This is a genomic window from Treponema putidum (genome assembly GCF_000755145.1).
Classification (GTDB): domain Bacteria; phylum Spirochaetota; class Spirochaetia; order Treponematales; family Treponemataceae; genus Treponema_B; species Treponema_B putidum.
Window position 1 is genome coordinate 1,471,897 of record NZ_CP009228.1, and the last position, 15,304, is coordinate 1,487,200.

Here is a 15,304-nt window from a genome sequence, read left to right on the forward strand (position 1 = left end):
CTAAATTTATTTATAAAAGGAAGATCTTATGGCAAATCTTAATAAAAAACCTTGGGCATTTTTAGATGAATGGAGGGGATCAAAATTTAAAGGCGAATGGCCGACCCTCCCCGAAATGTTTGAAATTACTGCAGAGCGGTACCCTGACAGAAATTGTTTTACGGTCTTTGAACCGGATCGTATTACCCTTTCTTATTCGGAAAGTTTGAAGGTAATAAAAGACTTGGCCTATTGGATGACTGAAAAGGGTGTTACGAAGGGAACTCATGTTGCCGTTTCGGGAAAAAACTCCCCTGAATGGGCTGTTGTATATTTGGCAGCCCTTTTTGCAGGCGGAATAATAATTCCGATAGACTATGGCCTTCATAATGAAGAGATTGAAACCCTTTTAAAAACATCAAAACCGAAGATTTTTTTTGTAGATGAAGAAAAATTCGATTTTTTTGCAGAAAAAGCAAAAACCGAGACCTTTATAGGTTCCCTTTATTCTTTAAGTAAAAAACACCCTGAAATTTATGTTTATAATCTAAAGCCTTCCGGAAATCCTGAACTTGCAAAGGCCCAAGAAAACGATACGGCTGCAATTCTTTTTACCTCAGGAACTACAGGAAACCCTAAAGGCGTTGTTTTAACTCATAAAAATTTTGTTTCGGATTGCTATATCGCACAGTCGAACCTTAACATCTATCATACGGACGTATTCTATGCTCTTTTACCGCTTCATCACTCGTATACTATGCTTGCGGTATTTATCGAAGCCCTCTCGGTCGGTGCAGAGCTGGTATTCGGAAAAACTCTTGCAGTTTCAAAAATGCTTGCCGAGCTTAAAGCCGGAAAAATCACAATGCTTTTGGGCGTGCCTCTCTTATTCAATAAACTTCTTGCCGGTATTTTTAAAGGAATTAAAGCAAAGGGTATTGTCGTATTCGGTATTATCAGAGCATTGATGGGCTTTTCATACTTTGTTAAAAAGGTCTTTAAGGCTAATATCGGCAGTAAGCTCTTCCATGGAATTTTAGATAAGGCCAGTTTGGGTAATGTAAGAATTGCTATATGCGGAGGAGGCCCTTTAGCTCCCAAGGTATGCAGGGCTTATAATGAGTTCGGCATCGACTTTGTTCAAGGTTACGGCCTTACAGAGACATCTCCCATCATTGCCCTTAATCCTAAAGAGCACTTTAAAATTGCCAGCGTCGGGCAGTATTTTATTTCTTATATGGAAATGAAGATACTTGATCCTGATGAAAAGGGAATAGGGGAGGTTGCCGTAAAGGGGCCTATGGTTATGCAGGGCTATTACAATATGCCTGATGAAACAGCCGAAGTTCTTTCTTCCGACGGCTGGTTAAAAACAGGAGACCTAGGCTGGCTTGATGATGAAGGCTACCTTTACCTTTGCGGAAGGGCTAAAAACCTTATAGTTACAGCCGGAGGAAAAAACGTCTTCCCAGAAGAAATCGAAAATATGTTCCAGCTCTATTATAATGAAATTGAACAGATTACAGCTGCAGGCTATCAGGCTGAGGAAGGTGAGGAAGTTGAAGCCCTTGTTTATCCTGCCGATGAGCTTTATAAAAAGCTCAATATGACACGCGGCACAAGCGAAGGCGATGCAGCTATTCAAAAAGAAATCGATGCCATTATCGAAACCGTGAATAAAAAGCTTTTACCCTATCAGAGGATTACAAAGACAACCTATCTATCCGAACCGCTTGAAATGACCACAACCAAAAAAGTAAAGCGTTTTAAAAAGTAGGTAGTTATAAAAAACATGTAAATAAAAAACAACCACCACTMCGTACCGTACGTAGGTTTAGTTTTTAGTTTGGTCGCGTATTATGGAATTGCACTAAAGTAGTATAAATAGTAATAGTACGGCTCTGCTGCCGATTTCGAATAGTGAAAAAATACAATCCAACCATCGATAAAATCATCACTATTGCTTCTAATGACCACAAATGAGTATCCATCTCTATTTTTTAGAGTGTAATTATCATTGATATAATTTTCTACATCATCAAGCAAGTTTGCATCTTCTTCATCAAGAGTATCTTCATCGATGTTAAAGAATTTTTCAATTTTGCTTAACTCCATCTTTTCTACTATTGAGTAAGCGAGTTCCATGTTGCCGGCTTGTTGAATAAACTCATATCGTGAAAAACTTCCGTCATAACCGCCTAAAATCGTTCCATCGTATGCTGTTACACTTGACAAGCTGAACATAAAAATAAATAAACCGATAAATGCTAATTTCAAATTTTTTCTCATTTGCTTTCCTCCTTATTCTTCTTGTTCTTCCATGAAGGCCTTGGCTTCGGCTATTATCTCGTCGGCAATCTTACCGGATATCGGATCATAGTGGTCGAAGGACATTTCAAAAGAACCCGTACCGCTTGTCATCGAGCGGAGGTCTATTGCATAGCGTAAAAGCTCTTTGTGGGGAACCTGTGCCCTGATTTCTTCAATGCCGCTTGCGGGGGAGGACTGGCCTAGGATTCTTCCTCGGCGTGAAGAAAGGTCGCTCATTATATCTCCGAGATATGAGGTTTCGACAAAGACGGTCAGGTTCATAATGGGCTCAAGGAGGATTGGGCCTGCATTCCGCATTGCATCCTTAAAGGCATTTCGGGCTGCAATCTTAAAGGCCATTTCCGATGAGTCTACGGGGTGTTCTTTACCGTCAAGAACGGTTACTGCAACATCTACTACGGGGTAGCCTGCAGAAACGCCTTTTTCCATAGCCTCAATAACACCCTTTTCAACACCGGGTATGTAGCCCTTGGAGATAGCCCCGCCGAAAACCGCATTGGTAAACTTGTATTTTTCGCCTCTGGGGAGGGGCTCGATTGCCAAAACAACCCTGCCGAACTGTCCGTGACCGCCGGACTGCTTTTTATGAGTGTATTCGGCTTGGGATTTGCGCTGAATTGTTTCTCGATAGGCAATTCGTGGAATGGAGGTTTGAATTTCGATTTTAGACTGTTTTTTTACCTTATCCAAAACTATGTTTGTATGAAGGTCTCCCATACCCGATAGAACATTTTGCCTTGTTTCGGCATTGAAGGCAAAGGAGAGGGTCATGTCTTCTTCGCAGGCCTTAAACAGCTGCTCGCTGACCTTATCGTCATTCTTTTTGTCGATTGCGGAAACCGCCAATGAATAGATGGGTTCCGGAGTTCTAAGCCTTACAAAAGGAACGGCATCGGATAGGGCCGCCAATGTATCGTTCGTCTTTGTGCTAGTAAGTTTTACCAAAACACCTATATCACCGGCTTGAAGCTCTTTTATTTCGGTAAGTTTTTTACCCATTATCCTATAGATTTTGCCGACCCTTTCTTTTTTTTCTTCTCTAAGATTATAGACCTCGGAATCGGCTGAAAGAACTCCCATAACAACCTTTACATAAGAAAGACGGCCTGAGAATTGATCGTTAGAGGTTTTTACTACAATGGCCGAAAGAGGGGCTGAAGGGTCCAGTTTAACGGAAACTTCTTCTCCTTCTTTAGTGATTCCCCTTTCCAGGGAACCCTCAGGGGACGGCAGGATTTCGCTTATAAAACGTAAAAGAGAATTAAGGCCTGAATTATTTATTGCCGAACCTGCAAAGATGGGCACTATTCTGTTATCTGCCATTGCAAGGGTAAGCCCTCGGCTTATTTCTTCAGAAGAAAGTTCGCCTTCATCTATAAATTTGACAAGTAATTCTTCATCTCCTTCTGCAGCAGCTCCGGCCAGAACTTCCAGAGCTTCCTTGTATTTATCCTGATACTCGGCAGGGATTTCCGTTTCTATTTCTTTTCCGCCCTCGATTTTATATGCTTTTCCGTGTAGGACATCTACAACGCCCTTAAAATTACCTCCCGTTCCCATGGGAAAGCTTACGGGGAAAACATCTACCTGAAATTGTTTTTTGACATCGGCTATACAGTTATCAAAATCGGCTCTGTCTTCGTCCATTTTGTTTGCAAAAACAAGGCGGGGTTTGTTTCTTCTGTCAAGGTCGCGCCAATACTTTATTGTTTCGATTTGAACGCCCGATCTTCCGTCCAAAACTATGAGAGCCGCTTCGGATGAGCGGAATGCGGCGATTACCTCACCGATAAAATCAGAGGCACCGGGAGTATCCCAAATGTTTATAAGCTTATCGTCTTTTTGTAAATTAACTAATGTGGAATAAATAGATATCTTTCGATCGATTTCTTCCTGACTGTAGTCCGTTACTGTTTTTCCGGACTCTACCGATTCGGCCTTATCGATAAGGCCTGAAACGTAAAGCAAGTGTTCGACAAGACTGGTTTTTCCCGATTGCCCGTGTCCTGCAACGGCAATTGTCCTGATTTTATCCGTTGTAAATCCCATAAAAACTCCTTTTATATAAAGCGTAAAAGCTTAAATTTAATCACAGAATAAGGATACACTATATTTTCAAAAATTGCAAGGTTAATAATATAGAAAATTTGCGGAAGAGAATAGAAAAAAGTAAGCCTATTGACACATAAGCCTTTTATAGATTAGTATTAGCTGTCTCTAACAATTAAGATGAGCATTTTAAAGATGCTGATTAAAATTAAAGGAAAACATAAGGAGTTTAAAACTATGAGTTCAACGACACAATCAGGCAAAAAAATGAGAACAAAGGATCTTATCTATGCAGGTGCATTCGGTGCAATGTACATTGTGCTGATGCTGATTATCGTAATGGGTTCTTCCGCCATTTCTCCGGTACTGTATTTTATGGCACCGCTTACGGTGGGACTGGTATGCGGTACGGTATATATGCTGTGCGTCCTTAAAGTGCATAAGTTCGGTGCGGCTTTGGTATTCGGAGCATTTTTTACACTGATAGCCTGCACTCAAAGTGTGTATGCAGTTATTTTTTCGCTGGCGGCGGCGCTTATGGCAGAGCTGGTTCTTTTCTTAGGCAAATACCAATCCCGCAAGATGTATCTTCTGTCATTTGTTTTTTTTAACCTGAATATGTCGGCACCGACTATGATGCTGCTCACCGATTATAATAAATTTATAACCCTGACGGAAAAATATCAAGGTGCCGCTTATACGGAGACGCTTGCAAAATTGGCTTTTAACGGAAAGATATGGTTCGCCATACTGGGCTGTGCCGTTCTCGGAGGAATAGGCGGTGCGCTTATTGCAAAAAGTTTGGTTAAAAAGCATTTTGAAAAGGCCGGAGCCGTATAAATGGCGTTCGGGCTGTACGGAAGCGAGGCCGGGCTTTTAAAGCTTGACCCGCGGACAAAGCTGCTGTTATTTTTTGCGGGTATCGCCGTCAGTACCTTTTCCTATAATGCTATCTCGTTTTGGATGTACTGTGCGGCGATGTGTGCACTGTTAGCCTTGTGCGGTAAAAAATGGTTTGCTCTCAAATGCGGCGTTCTTATTGCATTTATGGAATATCTGCGCTATCGAATCATCACCTCAGGGACAGGAGCTCCTGCCCTAACCGGAATTCTTGTTGCACTTGTTATGATTTGCCGGTATGGGATTCCCTTGCTTCTTTCTCTTTCATTTTTAATTAAAACAACACGGATAAGTCAGCTCATTGCAGCACTGTCTGCTCTCCATCTTCCGCTCTTTGTAATTATCCCTCTATCCGTAATGCTCAGGTTTATCCCGACGGTGCAGGAAGAATGGGACGGCGTGCGCAAAGCTATGGCCTTTAGGGGCATATCTCTTGAACCGGGTGCGGTTATACGGGCACCTTTTAGAACTATCGAGTACATACTGATACCTCTCCTTTTCAGCTGTATTGCCGTTATGGATGAGCTTGCTTCCGCTTCCCTTGCACGAGGCCTCGATGCCGAGCGAAAACGTACATCTTATGAAAGGGTCAAGATGTGCTTTCCCGACTACATCGTAATGCTGCTGTTTGTAGGGATCGTGATATATGCGGTTATAGGCGGAAGAGGGTAGGAGCCTTTTTCTTACGCAGCCGAGGAAGAAAAGGTATTAAACCCTTTGAATGAATCACATCTGAAAGTCAAAACATTTTTACTTCACAATTTCCGCATTTTTTTAAGCACTCATCTTCGGTAAATCTCTTTTTGTCAGGACTGCCGGCAGCACAATATATGCTTAACTCGGACAGATTAAAAACGGAACTCCATGCAGTTTTGAAGTTTTCTTCTTTACCGTATTGGCAGATAAAGCCGTACCGTCCTCGTAAAACATCCATTGCAAATTCGACGGGACTTTCTATTTTGTTTTGAAAAGCATCAAATACGGTTTTATACCGTTCTTGCGATCTAAAAATATTTCCGTCAGAATTATAGTACCGCCTCATTTGTTCAACCGTAAAATGATTTGCCGCAATGATGAATTTGCTTCCGTATGGATTGATGTTGCATTCACGTATTTTCTTTGTATCGGACGAAACTTCTGCGACGGCCATGTTTCCGTTTTTGTCACAGAGTAGAATATTTGCAGGGGAAGATACCGGCAATTTTTTTAAGATAGTTACAGCCTCTTCCGTTGTTCTGCATTTTTCCAAAATCAACAACCCCGACGCAGAGCGTCGGGGTATTAAACCCTCCGCACGAATAAACCGAATTAAAAACAATGCATTAAGGCCCGGTCTTATTTCTTCTAAATTCGGAAGGACAAAAGTCATTGCGGCGGCCAACCCATGCTCGTTCATTCCTTCTTCTCCGTTTGTGAATGAAGATGTATTAAGTATAAAACGGGTGCTGCCCCTGGGTGCGTATAAAATTCGTTTGCAGCCTTTATGCAAAAACGGAGGCAGATCATTATTTCTGCCGTAATATACTTCACTTCCATAAGAAAAAGCAAATGCCGTGCAGCCTCTCGTTTCCGCCGTCCAAGATTCATCAAGGTTATACAGACAGCATCCCATGCACATAAGCCACGCCGTAAAAAGTCCGATGTCGGCCTGTACGGTATCCATAATGCCGCGAATTTCTTCCGCAATTTCCGGAAAAAAGTTTTTTAATACGGCTCCGCTTGCTGTTCCGAATTGTCTTTGAAAATCGTCAAGTTTTTGTAAAGGAAACATTATTCCTGCTTTTAAAAAAATATGTCCTAACTTTTTTCCCATCTCATAGTGGGAACCTTTCAATCGTAAATGATACATTGCGCCTCCATACCGTGAAGTATTCACTTCTATGATAAGAGATATAATTTTAATGTCAATGAATTATGCGAAGAAAGTATGAACAAATTCTCCTCGTACGGAAAAGCATTCCGATAAATTCATCAAACGAAAAGGTTATCAAATCTTGAGGTTTGATGAATTTTCGCACTTTCGTAACTCAGTTAAGAAAGTGTATTCTATCGGCGATGTTTTGCGATTACGCAAAACTCGGCGTTTAACAAAGCTGCGAAATTTTAGCGGCTGCAAAATCAGTAGGGCGTAAAGCAGCCTCAAAAAATCTCGCTTTACTCTTAAGAGCACCTTAATAATGCTATTGCCAAGGAATAGTATAAATGAAACAAACGGTTCATTTAGCCATGTATGATTGATTCAATTTATGGAATTATTTTTGAGCAAAAAGCTTCATACTTGAAAAGACCGTATGCAGTTTGTGTTATAACACCATGCAGAGTGTGCCTGCCGTAATCAGCAGTGAACCGATTATCGATTTTGCATTGACGTTTTCATGTAGAAAAATGACAGCTAAAATCAATGTAATCACTACGCTTAATTTATCGATAGGCACAACTTTGGATGCCTCGCCGATTTGCAATGCCTTGTAATAACACAGCCATGAAGCCCCTGTTGCCAGTCCTGAAAGAATCAGAAATATCCAGCTCTTCTTACTGATGTCCATAATTCCGTGTTGCGCATTGGTGATAAAAACCATACCCCACGCCATTGCTACCACAACAATCGTTCTTACTGCCGTTGCTAAATTTGAGTTTACTCCTTCAATTCCGACCTTTGCCAAAATAGAAGTAAGTGCCGCAAATACAGCGGATAAGAACGCAAAAACCGCCCATATCATTTTACTGCCTCCTGGTTAATCTTATGTTCTTTGCAGCGTTTTTTCGCGCCTATTGCCGGTATATGCACCGTCTTTACAATGACCTGATAAAACAAATCCCTTTGCTCCATAGTAGTTGTTCAAGAATGTGCTACCCGAGTCGCAATCCAAACGTAAAAAGCCTTTCTTCCGGCAAATAGCCAGTTTTTCAATTTCAGCGAGTATAATTTTTCCGGCGCCTTTGACGACAGGATCCGTTACTAGATTATGTATGTAATACGCATGATCATCTGCTTTATCTGTCCAACGGTTATCATGTTCCAACAAAACCACGGCGCCTATGATGCAGCCGTTGTCTTTTAACGCATAAAGATTTCCCGTAGTCTGCTGCGTTACATAATAAGCAACAGGATATACAGTTAAATAATCCCAGACATTCCAATGCCGAATGCCTACCTCATCCATCCAACGGATTCGTTTTTCATATAATGCAAATACTGCCTCAACCTCTGCGGAGTGTGCCGACTGAAAAGTATACACCATGTTCATTACCTCTTTAACTCTTTGCTGTGCCGGATCGCATATTCCGTTACGCTCCGTATATCTTTTGCCGGTATATTACTTGAAATGAGGTTTAAGTCAAGTAGGAAAATGAAATAAGAGTTTCATAAATAGAAAGCGGTGGTGTAACAAAACGTACGGAGCGGCCGTAAGCATAAGGGCGAAATATACGCGGCATGTAAGATAAGAAAGAACCGGCTTAAAGCCGGAAGGTATCAATGCGCACACTTGTTTTTTCCGCTAATTTGAATATAATTATATTTAGAATTACATATCCGCAACAGGAGGCGTTTATGGGAAAGAAATTAACTATTACCGAAGGGTTTTTCCCGATGCCCGTACTTATGGTTGCTACATATAACGATGACGGCAGCGTAAATGTTATGAATGCTGCATGGGGAACAATGCAGGATCGTAATATTGTAGCACTCAATTTAACGGAAACGCATAAGACCGTGCAAAATATCAAGGCGCGAGGGGCTTTTACCGTTAGTATTGCGGACGCATCTCATGTTCTTGAAGCCGACTATTTTGGCGTCGCATCCGGTAACAAGGTTCCCAATAAACTGGAGAAAGCGGGGCTTACCGCAAGTAAGGCGGAAACAGTCGACGCTCCGGTTATAAATGAATTTCCGCTTTGTCTGGAATGTGAATTTATTGAGTATCAAAATAGTAAATACGGCTGCGGTGTTATCGGAAAGGTTGTAAATGTAACTGCCGATGAAAGCGTTATGCCGAATGGAAAGCTCGATATGTCATTAGTAAATGCCATAGCTTTCGATCCCTATACACACGGATATTACAAAGTATCGGAGCGTGTCGGTGAAGCATTTAAAGATGGGTTAAAGCTCGGATAAACGGAGAGCTTTATCTCAAGGCCGTTTCTCATTCCAAAACGGCGTAATTCGACATCCGTAGAAATCTTCAAGATTTCTACGGAAACTTTTTTTAAAGGAAAGGTTAGGTAATGCACTATTGTTTTCGTTATCTTTTTATCATCAATGGCATATCATATTCATCTTTACCGTTTTCAATAAATCCGAGCGATTTCCAAAATCTTATGGAATCTTCTTTACTACAGTTCAGCTCATAATATATTGAACCATCGCTCTTGGTATATTGCTCCAAAGCTTCAAAACAGAGATACCCTGTACCGTTTCCTCTATATTCAGGGAAGACCCAAAAATCTAAGATAAAGCATTTTCCATCTTCACTTTGATAAATACAGTAAGAAGCTGCTCCAATTCTAACTCCATCTCGAAGAAAATAGACCATATGCTGTTTGTCCGTATTTCGAATCATATGCGATTCCAAAATTCCGCGATATTCTTCACCCGTAAAATAGTCAATATCTTCTTTATCTGTGATTATGCTGTCATCAACCAAATAGGTAATATGCAGGCTCCAGAATTCGCTGATGTCCGTTATAGGAATTTCTTCAATTTCAATCATATTTATCTCATTTTAAGTTGTTTTAAAGGTAGAGTCAAGAATAAACGGTGTCAAGAAACGGCATCAATTACGAAAAATTATACGTTTCTTCAAAGTTTAGTTATGCGAATTTGTGCGTTTCTTCAATATTTTGAAAATATTACACGGTAATTTCAATCGGGTTATCTTCGATTGCGGCAATGCGGGTACTATTAAAATAACTAAAATAGTGTTATAATTGTTCCTATAGTTTTGGGATATGAGAACATTAGGATATATTTATGACGGAATACAAGAACAATCATAATTTCAGATATGACGGTCTATTGCCTGAGCAAAAAGCACGTGTTTATATAGATGCATATCTTGAAGATGCCGGCTGGACGGTAGTCAACCGGGATGAGTTTGTTCCCGAAGCGATAAATGCGCAAGCCGTCCGTGAAAATATCTTAAAAGGTAATAAAGAAGCTGATTACATTCTTTATCTTGACGGAAAGGCTATAGGGGTTCTTGAAGCAAAAAGAAAAGAGAATAATTTAGGTCTTGAAGTTGCAGAACAAGCGCAAAATTACGGAAATATTCTGCCCGATTGGATACGGGTATGGAAAACTCCGCTTCCGTTTATTTTTCTTTCAAACGGCGAGACTTTGCTCTTTAAGGATATGCACGACGAAAAACCGAGTTATAAAGTTCTTAAAAAAATGCTCACTCCGAAAGATATTGTTAAATTGGCAGGCGGCGACATCGATTCGGAATATGCAAAACTTCCTTCCGTCCCGTCTGTAGGGTCAAAAGGTTTAAGGGAATGTCAATTTGAAGCAATCACGAAGCTGGAACTTTCATTTAAGCAGGGATTCAAAAAGGCTCTTATCGTTTTAGCTACGGGTGCTGGAAAAACATTTACCGCCTGTACGGCAGCGTATCGGCTTTTGAATTATACATCCGCAAAGCGGGTTCTTTTTCTTGTAGACCGTAACAATCTTGGGAAGCAAGCCGAAGGCGAGTTCGGAACATATAAACTTACGGAAACCGGTAATCCTTTCTCCGATGAATACATTGTTCATCGTCTTAAAAGCGTTGAAAAAATAGGAAATGCAAGTGTCGTCATTTCAACGATTCAGCGGCTTTTTGCAGCGCTCACGGGGCAAGAAATAAACGATGCCGACGATGACGAAGAAACGGATAATGATGAAAACGCACCGGGAGAACAGATTCAGTTTACAGGAAACATCCTTTTACCGCCGGATTTCTTTGACGTAATTATAATTGATGAATGTCATCGTTCGATTTATGGAGATTGGCGGCAGGTGCTTACCTATTTCAATAATGCAAAAATCATCGGACTGACGGCAACTCCGACACCGGAAGCTGAAGCGTTTTTTAATAAAAACCGAGTAGTCAATTACACTTTGGAAAAATCCGTTGCCGACGGCGTTAATGTTCCTCCGCGTGTGTATAGAATTAAAACCGAAATCTCGGAAACCGGCGGCACCATTAAAGACGGTGAAAAAATCAAAAAAGTTTCCAACTTGAGCGGTAAAAGAAAAACGCAAAAGCAGCATGAAGACCGGCAATTTACCAAAACGGACATAGACAGAAGTGTTGTAATTCCGGCACAAATCGAAACAGTTGTTCAAGCATATAAAGATTCCATCTATGAGTCTCTGTATCCGGACAGAAAAAAAGATTGGGCTATGATTCCAAAAACGCTTTTCTTTGCAAAAAAAGAAAGCCATGCGGAAGACATATTAGAAGCAATCAAAAGGGTTTTCAAAAACGAATTTCCTAACGGAGAGCTCCCCGAACATTATGCTCAGTTGATTACGTGTAAATCCGGAAATTCAAATCAACTGATTAACGATTTTAGAAATAACAAAGATTTTCGGATTGCTATTACCGTTACGCTTGTTGCAACAGGCACCGATATCAGGCCTTTGGAAATTCTTGTTTTTATGCGCGATATACATTCTGAAGTTCTCTACACTCAGATGAAAGGACGCGGATGCAGAACGCTTGCCGACGATAAACTAAGAAACGTAACCTCAAATGCGGCCTCAAAAGACTTTTACTATCTTGTGGATGCTGTCGGCGTAACAGAACACGAAAAATCAATGCCGACTCCGGGCGGAAACGGCGATATAAAAAAAGTCTTGCCGCTCAAGGACCTTCTTGAACATCTTGCACACGGGGAATTATCCGATAAGAATTTGGAACTTTTAGCGGACTATCTTTCAAACGTAAATAAAAAAGCCGAATCGGAAGATATTATCGAACTTAATGAATTGCTCGGCTCTATTACCGTAAAACAATTGGCGGTAAATATTTTTGAGGCAATCGCACATGAGTCTTGCAGTTTACCGCCCTATAAAGATATTAACGAGCCGAACTCGGAAAGAAAAATTTTGATTTCCCCGCTCATCAACAACGTAAAAGCCCGTAAAAAACTTTTGGAAATCAATGCCGGATTTATTAAAATTGCCCTTGAAAAAAAGGACACGTTACTGTATGCAGGATTTTCAAAAGAACAGGCAAAAGAATATATCACTACATTTGAAACCTATCTTAATGACAATAAAGATGAAATTGAAGCATTAAGAATTCTTTATAATCAGGAAAAAGTTGCCATCACTTATACGATGCTGAAAGATTTGGAAAAGAAACTTGTTGCGTATAATAGCCAGTTCAATCCGGAATTTTTATGGACGTGCTATCAAACGCTGGACGGAGAAAGCGGAAAAGTAAAACCGTTAAACAGAGAAACGGAACTGGGCGTTTTTACCAATCTTATTCAACTGGTAAGATACGGATATAAGTTGGATGATGAACTTGTGTCCCTTAAAAGACGATTCGGCAGTTATTTTAACCTTTATTGCGGACAGGCTTGGCGTAAATTTACGCCGGAACAAATTGAAATTGTGCGGCAGATTGCAGAATACATCGTACAAAACGGCTGTATCACGAACATTGAATTAAACAATGCAAAACATGATTTGTTCGTAAAAGCCGTTCCAATCTTCGGGGCCGACAAACTAAACGCGGAAATGCAGACAATCTCAAAATACTTATTCTACGGAAAGGCAGCATAAAAATGGCAAAAAAAGAAGCAACACAGGCAAAACCGGAACAGGCTCTTACGAAAAAAGTTTGGAACATGGCAGACGTTCTTGCGGCAGCCGGTATCGGATTTACGGATTATATTATTCAGCTGACATATCTCTTATTTCTAAAAATGGATTTTGAAAAAGAATCATACGGTTTAGGCAGCGCACTTCCTGACGGAAGTAAGTGGAAAGATATTGTTCAACTGGACGGACCTGATCAACTTGCAAAATATGAAAAGATTCTGGAAATTTTACAGGCAACTGACGGACTTATCGGCGCAATTTTTACGGAAGCACAAAATAAGATTACAAAACCGGCTCTTCTTAAAAAACTAATCGGAATGATTGATGAAGAAAACTGGTTCAGTATGGACGGAGACCTAAAAGGTGCAATTTACGAAAGTATTCTTGAAAAAAACGGACAGGATAAAAAATCCGGAGCAGGGCAGTACTTTACGCCGCGCCCCTTGATTAATGCTATGGTTGATGTTGTTCAGCCGAAAATTACGGAAACCGTTGCCGACCCGGCGTGCGGAACCGGAGGATTCTTGCTCGCTGCCTATGACTATATGCGCAAACAAAGCGACGAACAGAGTAAAGTGGATTTCTTACAAACTAAGGCTCTTAGGGGAAATGACATTACGCCTCTTGTCGTAACGTTGGCTTCTATGAACCTTTATCTTCATGACATTGGAGCGGACACCACACCGATTAAATGTGAAGATAGTTTGGAACACGAACCCGAACATCTTGTAGATGTAATTCTTGCAAATCCGCCTTTCGGTGCTCGGCCTGCAGGAAGCGTCGATATTTCGACAATGCGTTCCGATTTGATTGTAACGACAAGCAATAACCAGTTAAATTTTTTACAGCACATGATGGTCATGTTAAAAAACGGCGGGAGAGCCGGAATCGTTCTTCCCGATAATGTGCTTTTTGCAGACGGTGCCGGAGAAATTCTCCGCAAAAAACTTCTAAAAGATTTTAATCTTCATACGATTCTTCGTTTGCCGACCGGTATTTTCTACGCAAACGGCGTAAAAGCAAATGTACTGTTCTTTGAAAAAGGAAGCCCGACACAAGAGACATGGTATTACGATTACCGGACAGGGATTAAACACACTCTTGCAACGAAACCGCTTAAACGTTCCGATCTTGAAGACTTTGTAAGCTGCTACTGCGCAGGACATTTTGAAGACCGCAAAGAAACGTGGTCGCCCGAAAATCCGAACGGCAGATGGCGTAAATATCACGTCGATGAACTGCTTGCACGGGATAAAACCGGTCTGGATATTTCTTGGATAAAAGACGGTTCCGATACAGTGGACTGTTCACTCGCCGAACTGATGCAGACCATTCAAACCAAAAGCGCAAACATTGCCGCAGCGGTTGCCGAACTTTCCAAACTGATTGAAGGAATTAAAGAATGATAAATCGGAACGAAGAACAAAACTTTAATAAACTTTCAGAAGTTATAAACGAATACGACAAGCTGCAAATTTCTCAGCAGCTTGATTATGATAAATTCTATTTATATTCGATTATCACACATTCAACAGCAATAGAAGGTTCTACCGTAACGGAAATTGAAAATCAGTTGCTTTTTGACGAAGGGATAAGTGCAAATAAACCGATTCATGAACAGCTTATGAACCTTGACCTAAAAGCTGCATACGAAAAAAGCTTTGAACTTGCAAAACAGCATACGCAAATCACACCGGAAATCCTTTGTGAACTTTCAGCTCTCGTAATGAAAAACACCGGCACTGTATACAATACAATCGGCGGAACATTTTCTTCTGCAAAAGGAGAACTCAAGCCTTTAAATGTCAGTGCGGGACGGGGCGGGAAGAGTTATATGGCATGGCAGAAGCTTCCGCAAAAACTGGAAGAATTTTGTGCTTGGTTCAATTCGGAAAGAAAAAGCATTGCAGAAAAAGATATAGAAGCTCAATACGCTTTTAGCTTTCGCGCTCATTATAAACTTGTTCACATTCATCCTTGGGCCGACGGGAATGGACGAATGAGCCGGCTTTTAATGAATTTTATCCAATATGAGGCTGGAATAATTCCTTCGATTATAAAAAAGGAAAATAGAGCGGAATATATTCAAAGTCTTTCTTCTTTACAAGACAAGGATGATCCTGCGGAGTTCTTACATTTTATGTTTTCGCACCATATAGGGAATTTGAGCGAGCAGATAGAAGAATATAAAACCTCGCTTGAAATGAGCGGCAGCTGATAATGGCTGTT

Annotated in this window: 13 protein-coding genes; 7 read left to right on the forward strand and 6 right to left on the reverse strand. The window is 40.8% G+C overall.

Annotation, left to right across the window (positions count from 1 at the left end; translation table 11 throughout):
• The first annotated feature begins 28 nt into the window (after window positions 1-28).
• Entirely contained in the window at window positions 29-1,756 is a 1,728-nt protein-coding gene (locus JO40_RS06630) for an AMP-dependent synthetase/ligase (RefSeq protein WP_044978655.1), read from the forward strand.
• 80 nt (window positions 1,757-1,836) lie between these two features.
• On the opposite strand, the gene JO40_RS06635 is transcribed toward JO40_RS06630, so the two are convergent.
• The gene (locus JO40_RS06635; protein WP_044978656.1) at window positions 1,837-2,268 is read right to left on the reverse strand and encodes a hypothetical protein; all 432 of its coding nucleotides are present in this window, start codon (window positions 2,266-2,268) and stop codon (window positions 1,837-1,839) included.
• Between the two features lie 12 nt (window positions 2,269-2,280).
• Window positions 2,281-4,359 carry an elongation factor G gene (gene fusA / locus JO40_RS06640; RefSeq protein WP_044978657.1) on the reverse strand — a complete coding sequence of 693 codons (2,079 nt, stop codon included), beginning with the start codon at window positions 4,357-4,359 and terminating at the stop codon, window positions 2,281-2,283.
• Between the two features lie 237 nt (window positions 4,360-4,596).
• Between fusA and JO40_RS06645 the strand changes: the two genes are divergently transcribed.
• Window positions 4,597-5,199, forward strand: a complete 603-nt coding sequence (locus JO40_RS06645) for an MptD family putative ECF transporter S component (protein WP_044978658.1) — start codon at window positions 4,597-4,599, stop codon at window positions 5,197-5,199.
• The gene (locus JO40_RS06650; protein WP_044978659.1) at window positions 5,200-5,931 is read left to right on the forward strand and encodes an energy-coupling factor transporter transmembrane component T; all 732 of its coding nucleotides are present in this window, start codon (window positions 5,200-5,202) and stop codon (window positions 5,929-5,931) included.
• A 67-nt stretch (window positions 5,932-5,998) separates the two neighbouring features.
• On the opposite strand, the gene JO40_RS06655 is transcribed toward JO40_RS06650, so the two are convergent.
• The 3 genes from JO40_RS06655 to JO40_RS06665 all read right to left on the reverse strand — a co-directional run bounded on the left by JO40_RS06655 (window position 5,999) and on the right by JO40_RS06665 (window position 8,501).
• Window positions 5,999-7,108 carry a C45 family autoproteolytic acyltransferase/hydrolase gene (locus JO40_RS06655; protein ID WP_044978660.1) on the reverse strand — a complete coding sequence of 370 codons (1,110 nt, stop codon included), beginning with the start codon at window positions 7,106-7,108 and terminating at the stop codon, window positions 5,999-6,001.
• Window positions 7,109-7,562: 454 nt separating this feature from the next.
• Window positions 7,563-7,979, reverse strand: coding sequence for an EamA family transporter (locus JO40_RS06660; protein WP_044978661.1), 417 nt, complete (start codon window positions 7,977-7,979; stop codon window positions 7,563-7,565).
• A gap of 21 nt (window positions 7,980-8,000) precedes the next feature.
• The gene (locus JO40_RS06665; protein ID WP_044978662.1) at window positions 8,001-8,501 is read right to left on the reverse strand and encodes a GNAT family N-acetyltransferase; all 501 of its coding nucleotides are present in this window, start codon (window positions 8,499-8,501) and stop codon (window positions 8,001-8,003) included.
• A 311-nt stretch (window positions 8,502-8,812) separates the two neighbouring features.
• Here JO40_RS06665 and JO40_RS06670 point away from each other — a divergent pair, with 311 nt between their 5' ends.
• Window positions 8,813-9,376, forward strand: a complete 564-nt coding sequence (locus JO40_RS06670) for a flavin reductase family protein (protein ID WP_044978663.1) — start codon at window positions 8,813-8,815, stop codon at window positions 9,374-9,376.
• 127 nt (window positions 9,377-9,503) lie between these two features.
• Here the strand turns inward: JO40_RS06670 and JO40_RS06675 are convergent, their stop codons facing one another.
• Window positions 9,504-9,971: a GNAT family N-acetyltransferase gene (locus JO40_RS06675; RefSeq protein WP_044978664.1), complete on the reverse strand. Its 468-nt coding sequence runs from the start codon at window positions 9,969-9,971 to the stop codon at window positions 9,504-9,506.
• Between the two features lie 260 nt (window positions 9,972-10,231).
• On the opposite strand from JO40_RS06675, the gene JO40_RS06680 reads away from it, so the two are divergent.
• From JO40_RS06680 to JO40_RS06690, 3 genes are read left to right on the forward strand one after another with little or no spacing between them, the layout of a single operon-like run.
• The gene (locus tag JO40_RS06680) at window positions 10,232-13,036 is read left to right on the forward strand and encodes a type I restriction endonuclease subunit R (RefSeq protein ID WP_044978665.1); all 2,805 of its coding nucleotides are present in this window, start codon (window positions 10,232-10,234) and stop codon (window positions 13,034-13,036) included.
• Between the two features lie 2 nt (window positions 13,037-13,038).
• Window positions 13,039-14,481: a type I restriction-modification system subunit M gene (locus tag JO40_RS06685; RefSeq protein ID WP_044978666.1), complete on the forward strand. Its 1,443-nt coding sequence runs from the start codon at window positions 13,039-13,041 to the stop codon at window positions 14,479-14,481.
• Entirely contained in the window at window positions 14,478-15,293 is an 816-nt protein-coding gene (locus JO40_RS06690) for a Fic family protein (protein WP_044978667.1), read from the forward strand. The genes JO40_RS06685 and JO40_RS06690 overlap by 4 nt, the downstream gene beginning before the upstream one ends.
• Window positions 15,294-15,304: the final 11 nt, after the last annotated feature.

Excerpts from the sequence above, each read along its gene's own strand:
- fusA (WP_044978657.1), bottom strand. The coding sequence starts at position 4,359 with ATGGGATTTACAACGGATAAAATCAGGACAATTGCCGTTGCAGGACAC.
- JO40_RS06645 (WP_044978658.1), top strand. The coding sequence starts at position 4,597 with ATGAGTTCAACGACACAATCAGGCAAAAAAATGAGAACAAAGGATCTT.
- JO40_RS06685 (WP_044978666.1), top strand. The coding sequence starts at position 13,039 with ATGGCAAAAAAAGAAGCAACACAGGCAAAACCGGAACAGGCTCTTACG.
- JO40_RS06665 (WP_044978662.1), bottom strand. The coding sequence starts at position 8,501 with ATGGTGTATACTTTTCAGTCGGCACACTCCGCAGAGGTTGAGGCAGTA.
- JO40_RS06630 (WP_044978655.1), top strand. The coding sequence starts at position 29 with ATGGCAAATCTTAATAAAAAACCTTGGGCATTTTTAGATGAATGGAGG.
- JO40_RS06670 (WP_044978663.1), top strand. The coding sequence starts at position 8,813 with ATGGGAAAGAAATTAACTATTACCGAAGGGTTTTTCCCGATGCCCGTA.
- JO40_RS06675 (WP_044978664.1), bottom strand. The coding sequence starts at position 9,971 with ATGATTGAAATTGAAGAAATTCCTATAACGGACATCAGCGAATTCTGG.
- JO40_RS06650 (WP_044978659.1), top strand. The coding sequence starts at position 5,200 with ATGGCGTTCGGGCTGTACGGAAGCGAGGCCGGGCTTTTAAAGCTTGAC.
- JO40_RS06690 (WP_044978667.1), top strand. The coding sequence starts at position 14,478 with ATGATAAATCGGAACGAAGAACAAAACTTTAATAAACTTTCAGAAGTT.
- JO40_RS06635 (WP_044978656.1), bottom strand. The coding sequence starts at position 2,268 with ATGAGAAAAAATTTGAAATTAGCATTTATCGGTTTATTTATTTTTATG.
- JO40_RS06655 (WP_044978660.1), bottom strand. The coding sequence starts at position 7,108 with ATGTATCATTTACGATTGAAAGGTTCCCACTATGAGATGGGAAAAAAG.
- JO40_RS06660 (WP_044978661.1), bottom strand. The coding sequence starts at position 7,979 with ATGATATGGGCGGTTTTTGCGTTCTTATCCGCTGTATTTGCGGCACTT.
- JO40_RS06680 (WP_044978665.1), top strand. The coding sequence starts at position 10,232 with ATGACGGAATACAAGAACAATCATAATTTCAGATATGACGGTCTATTG.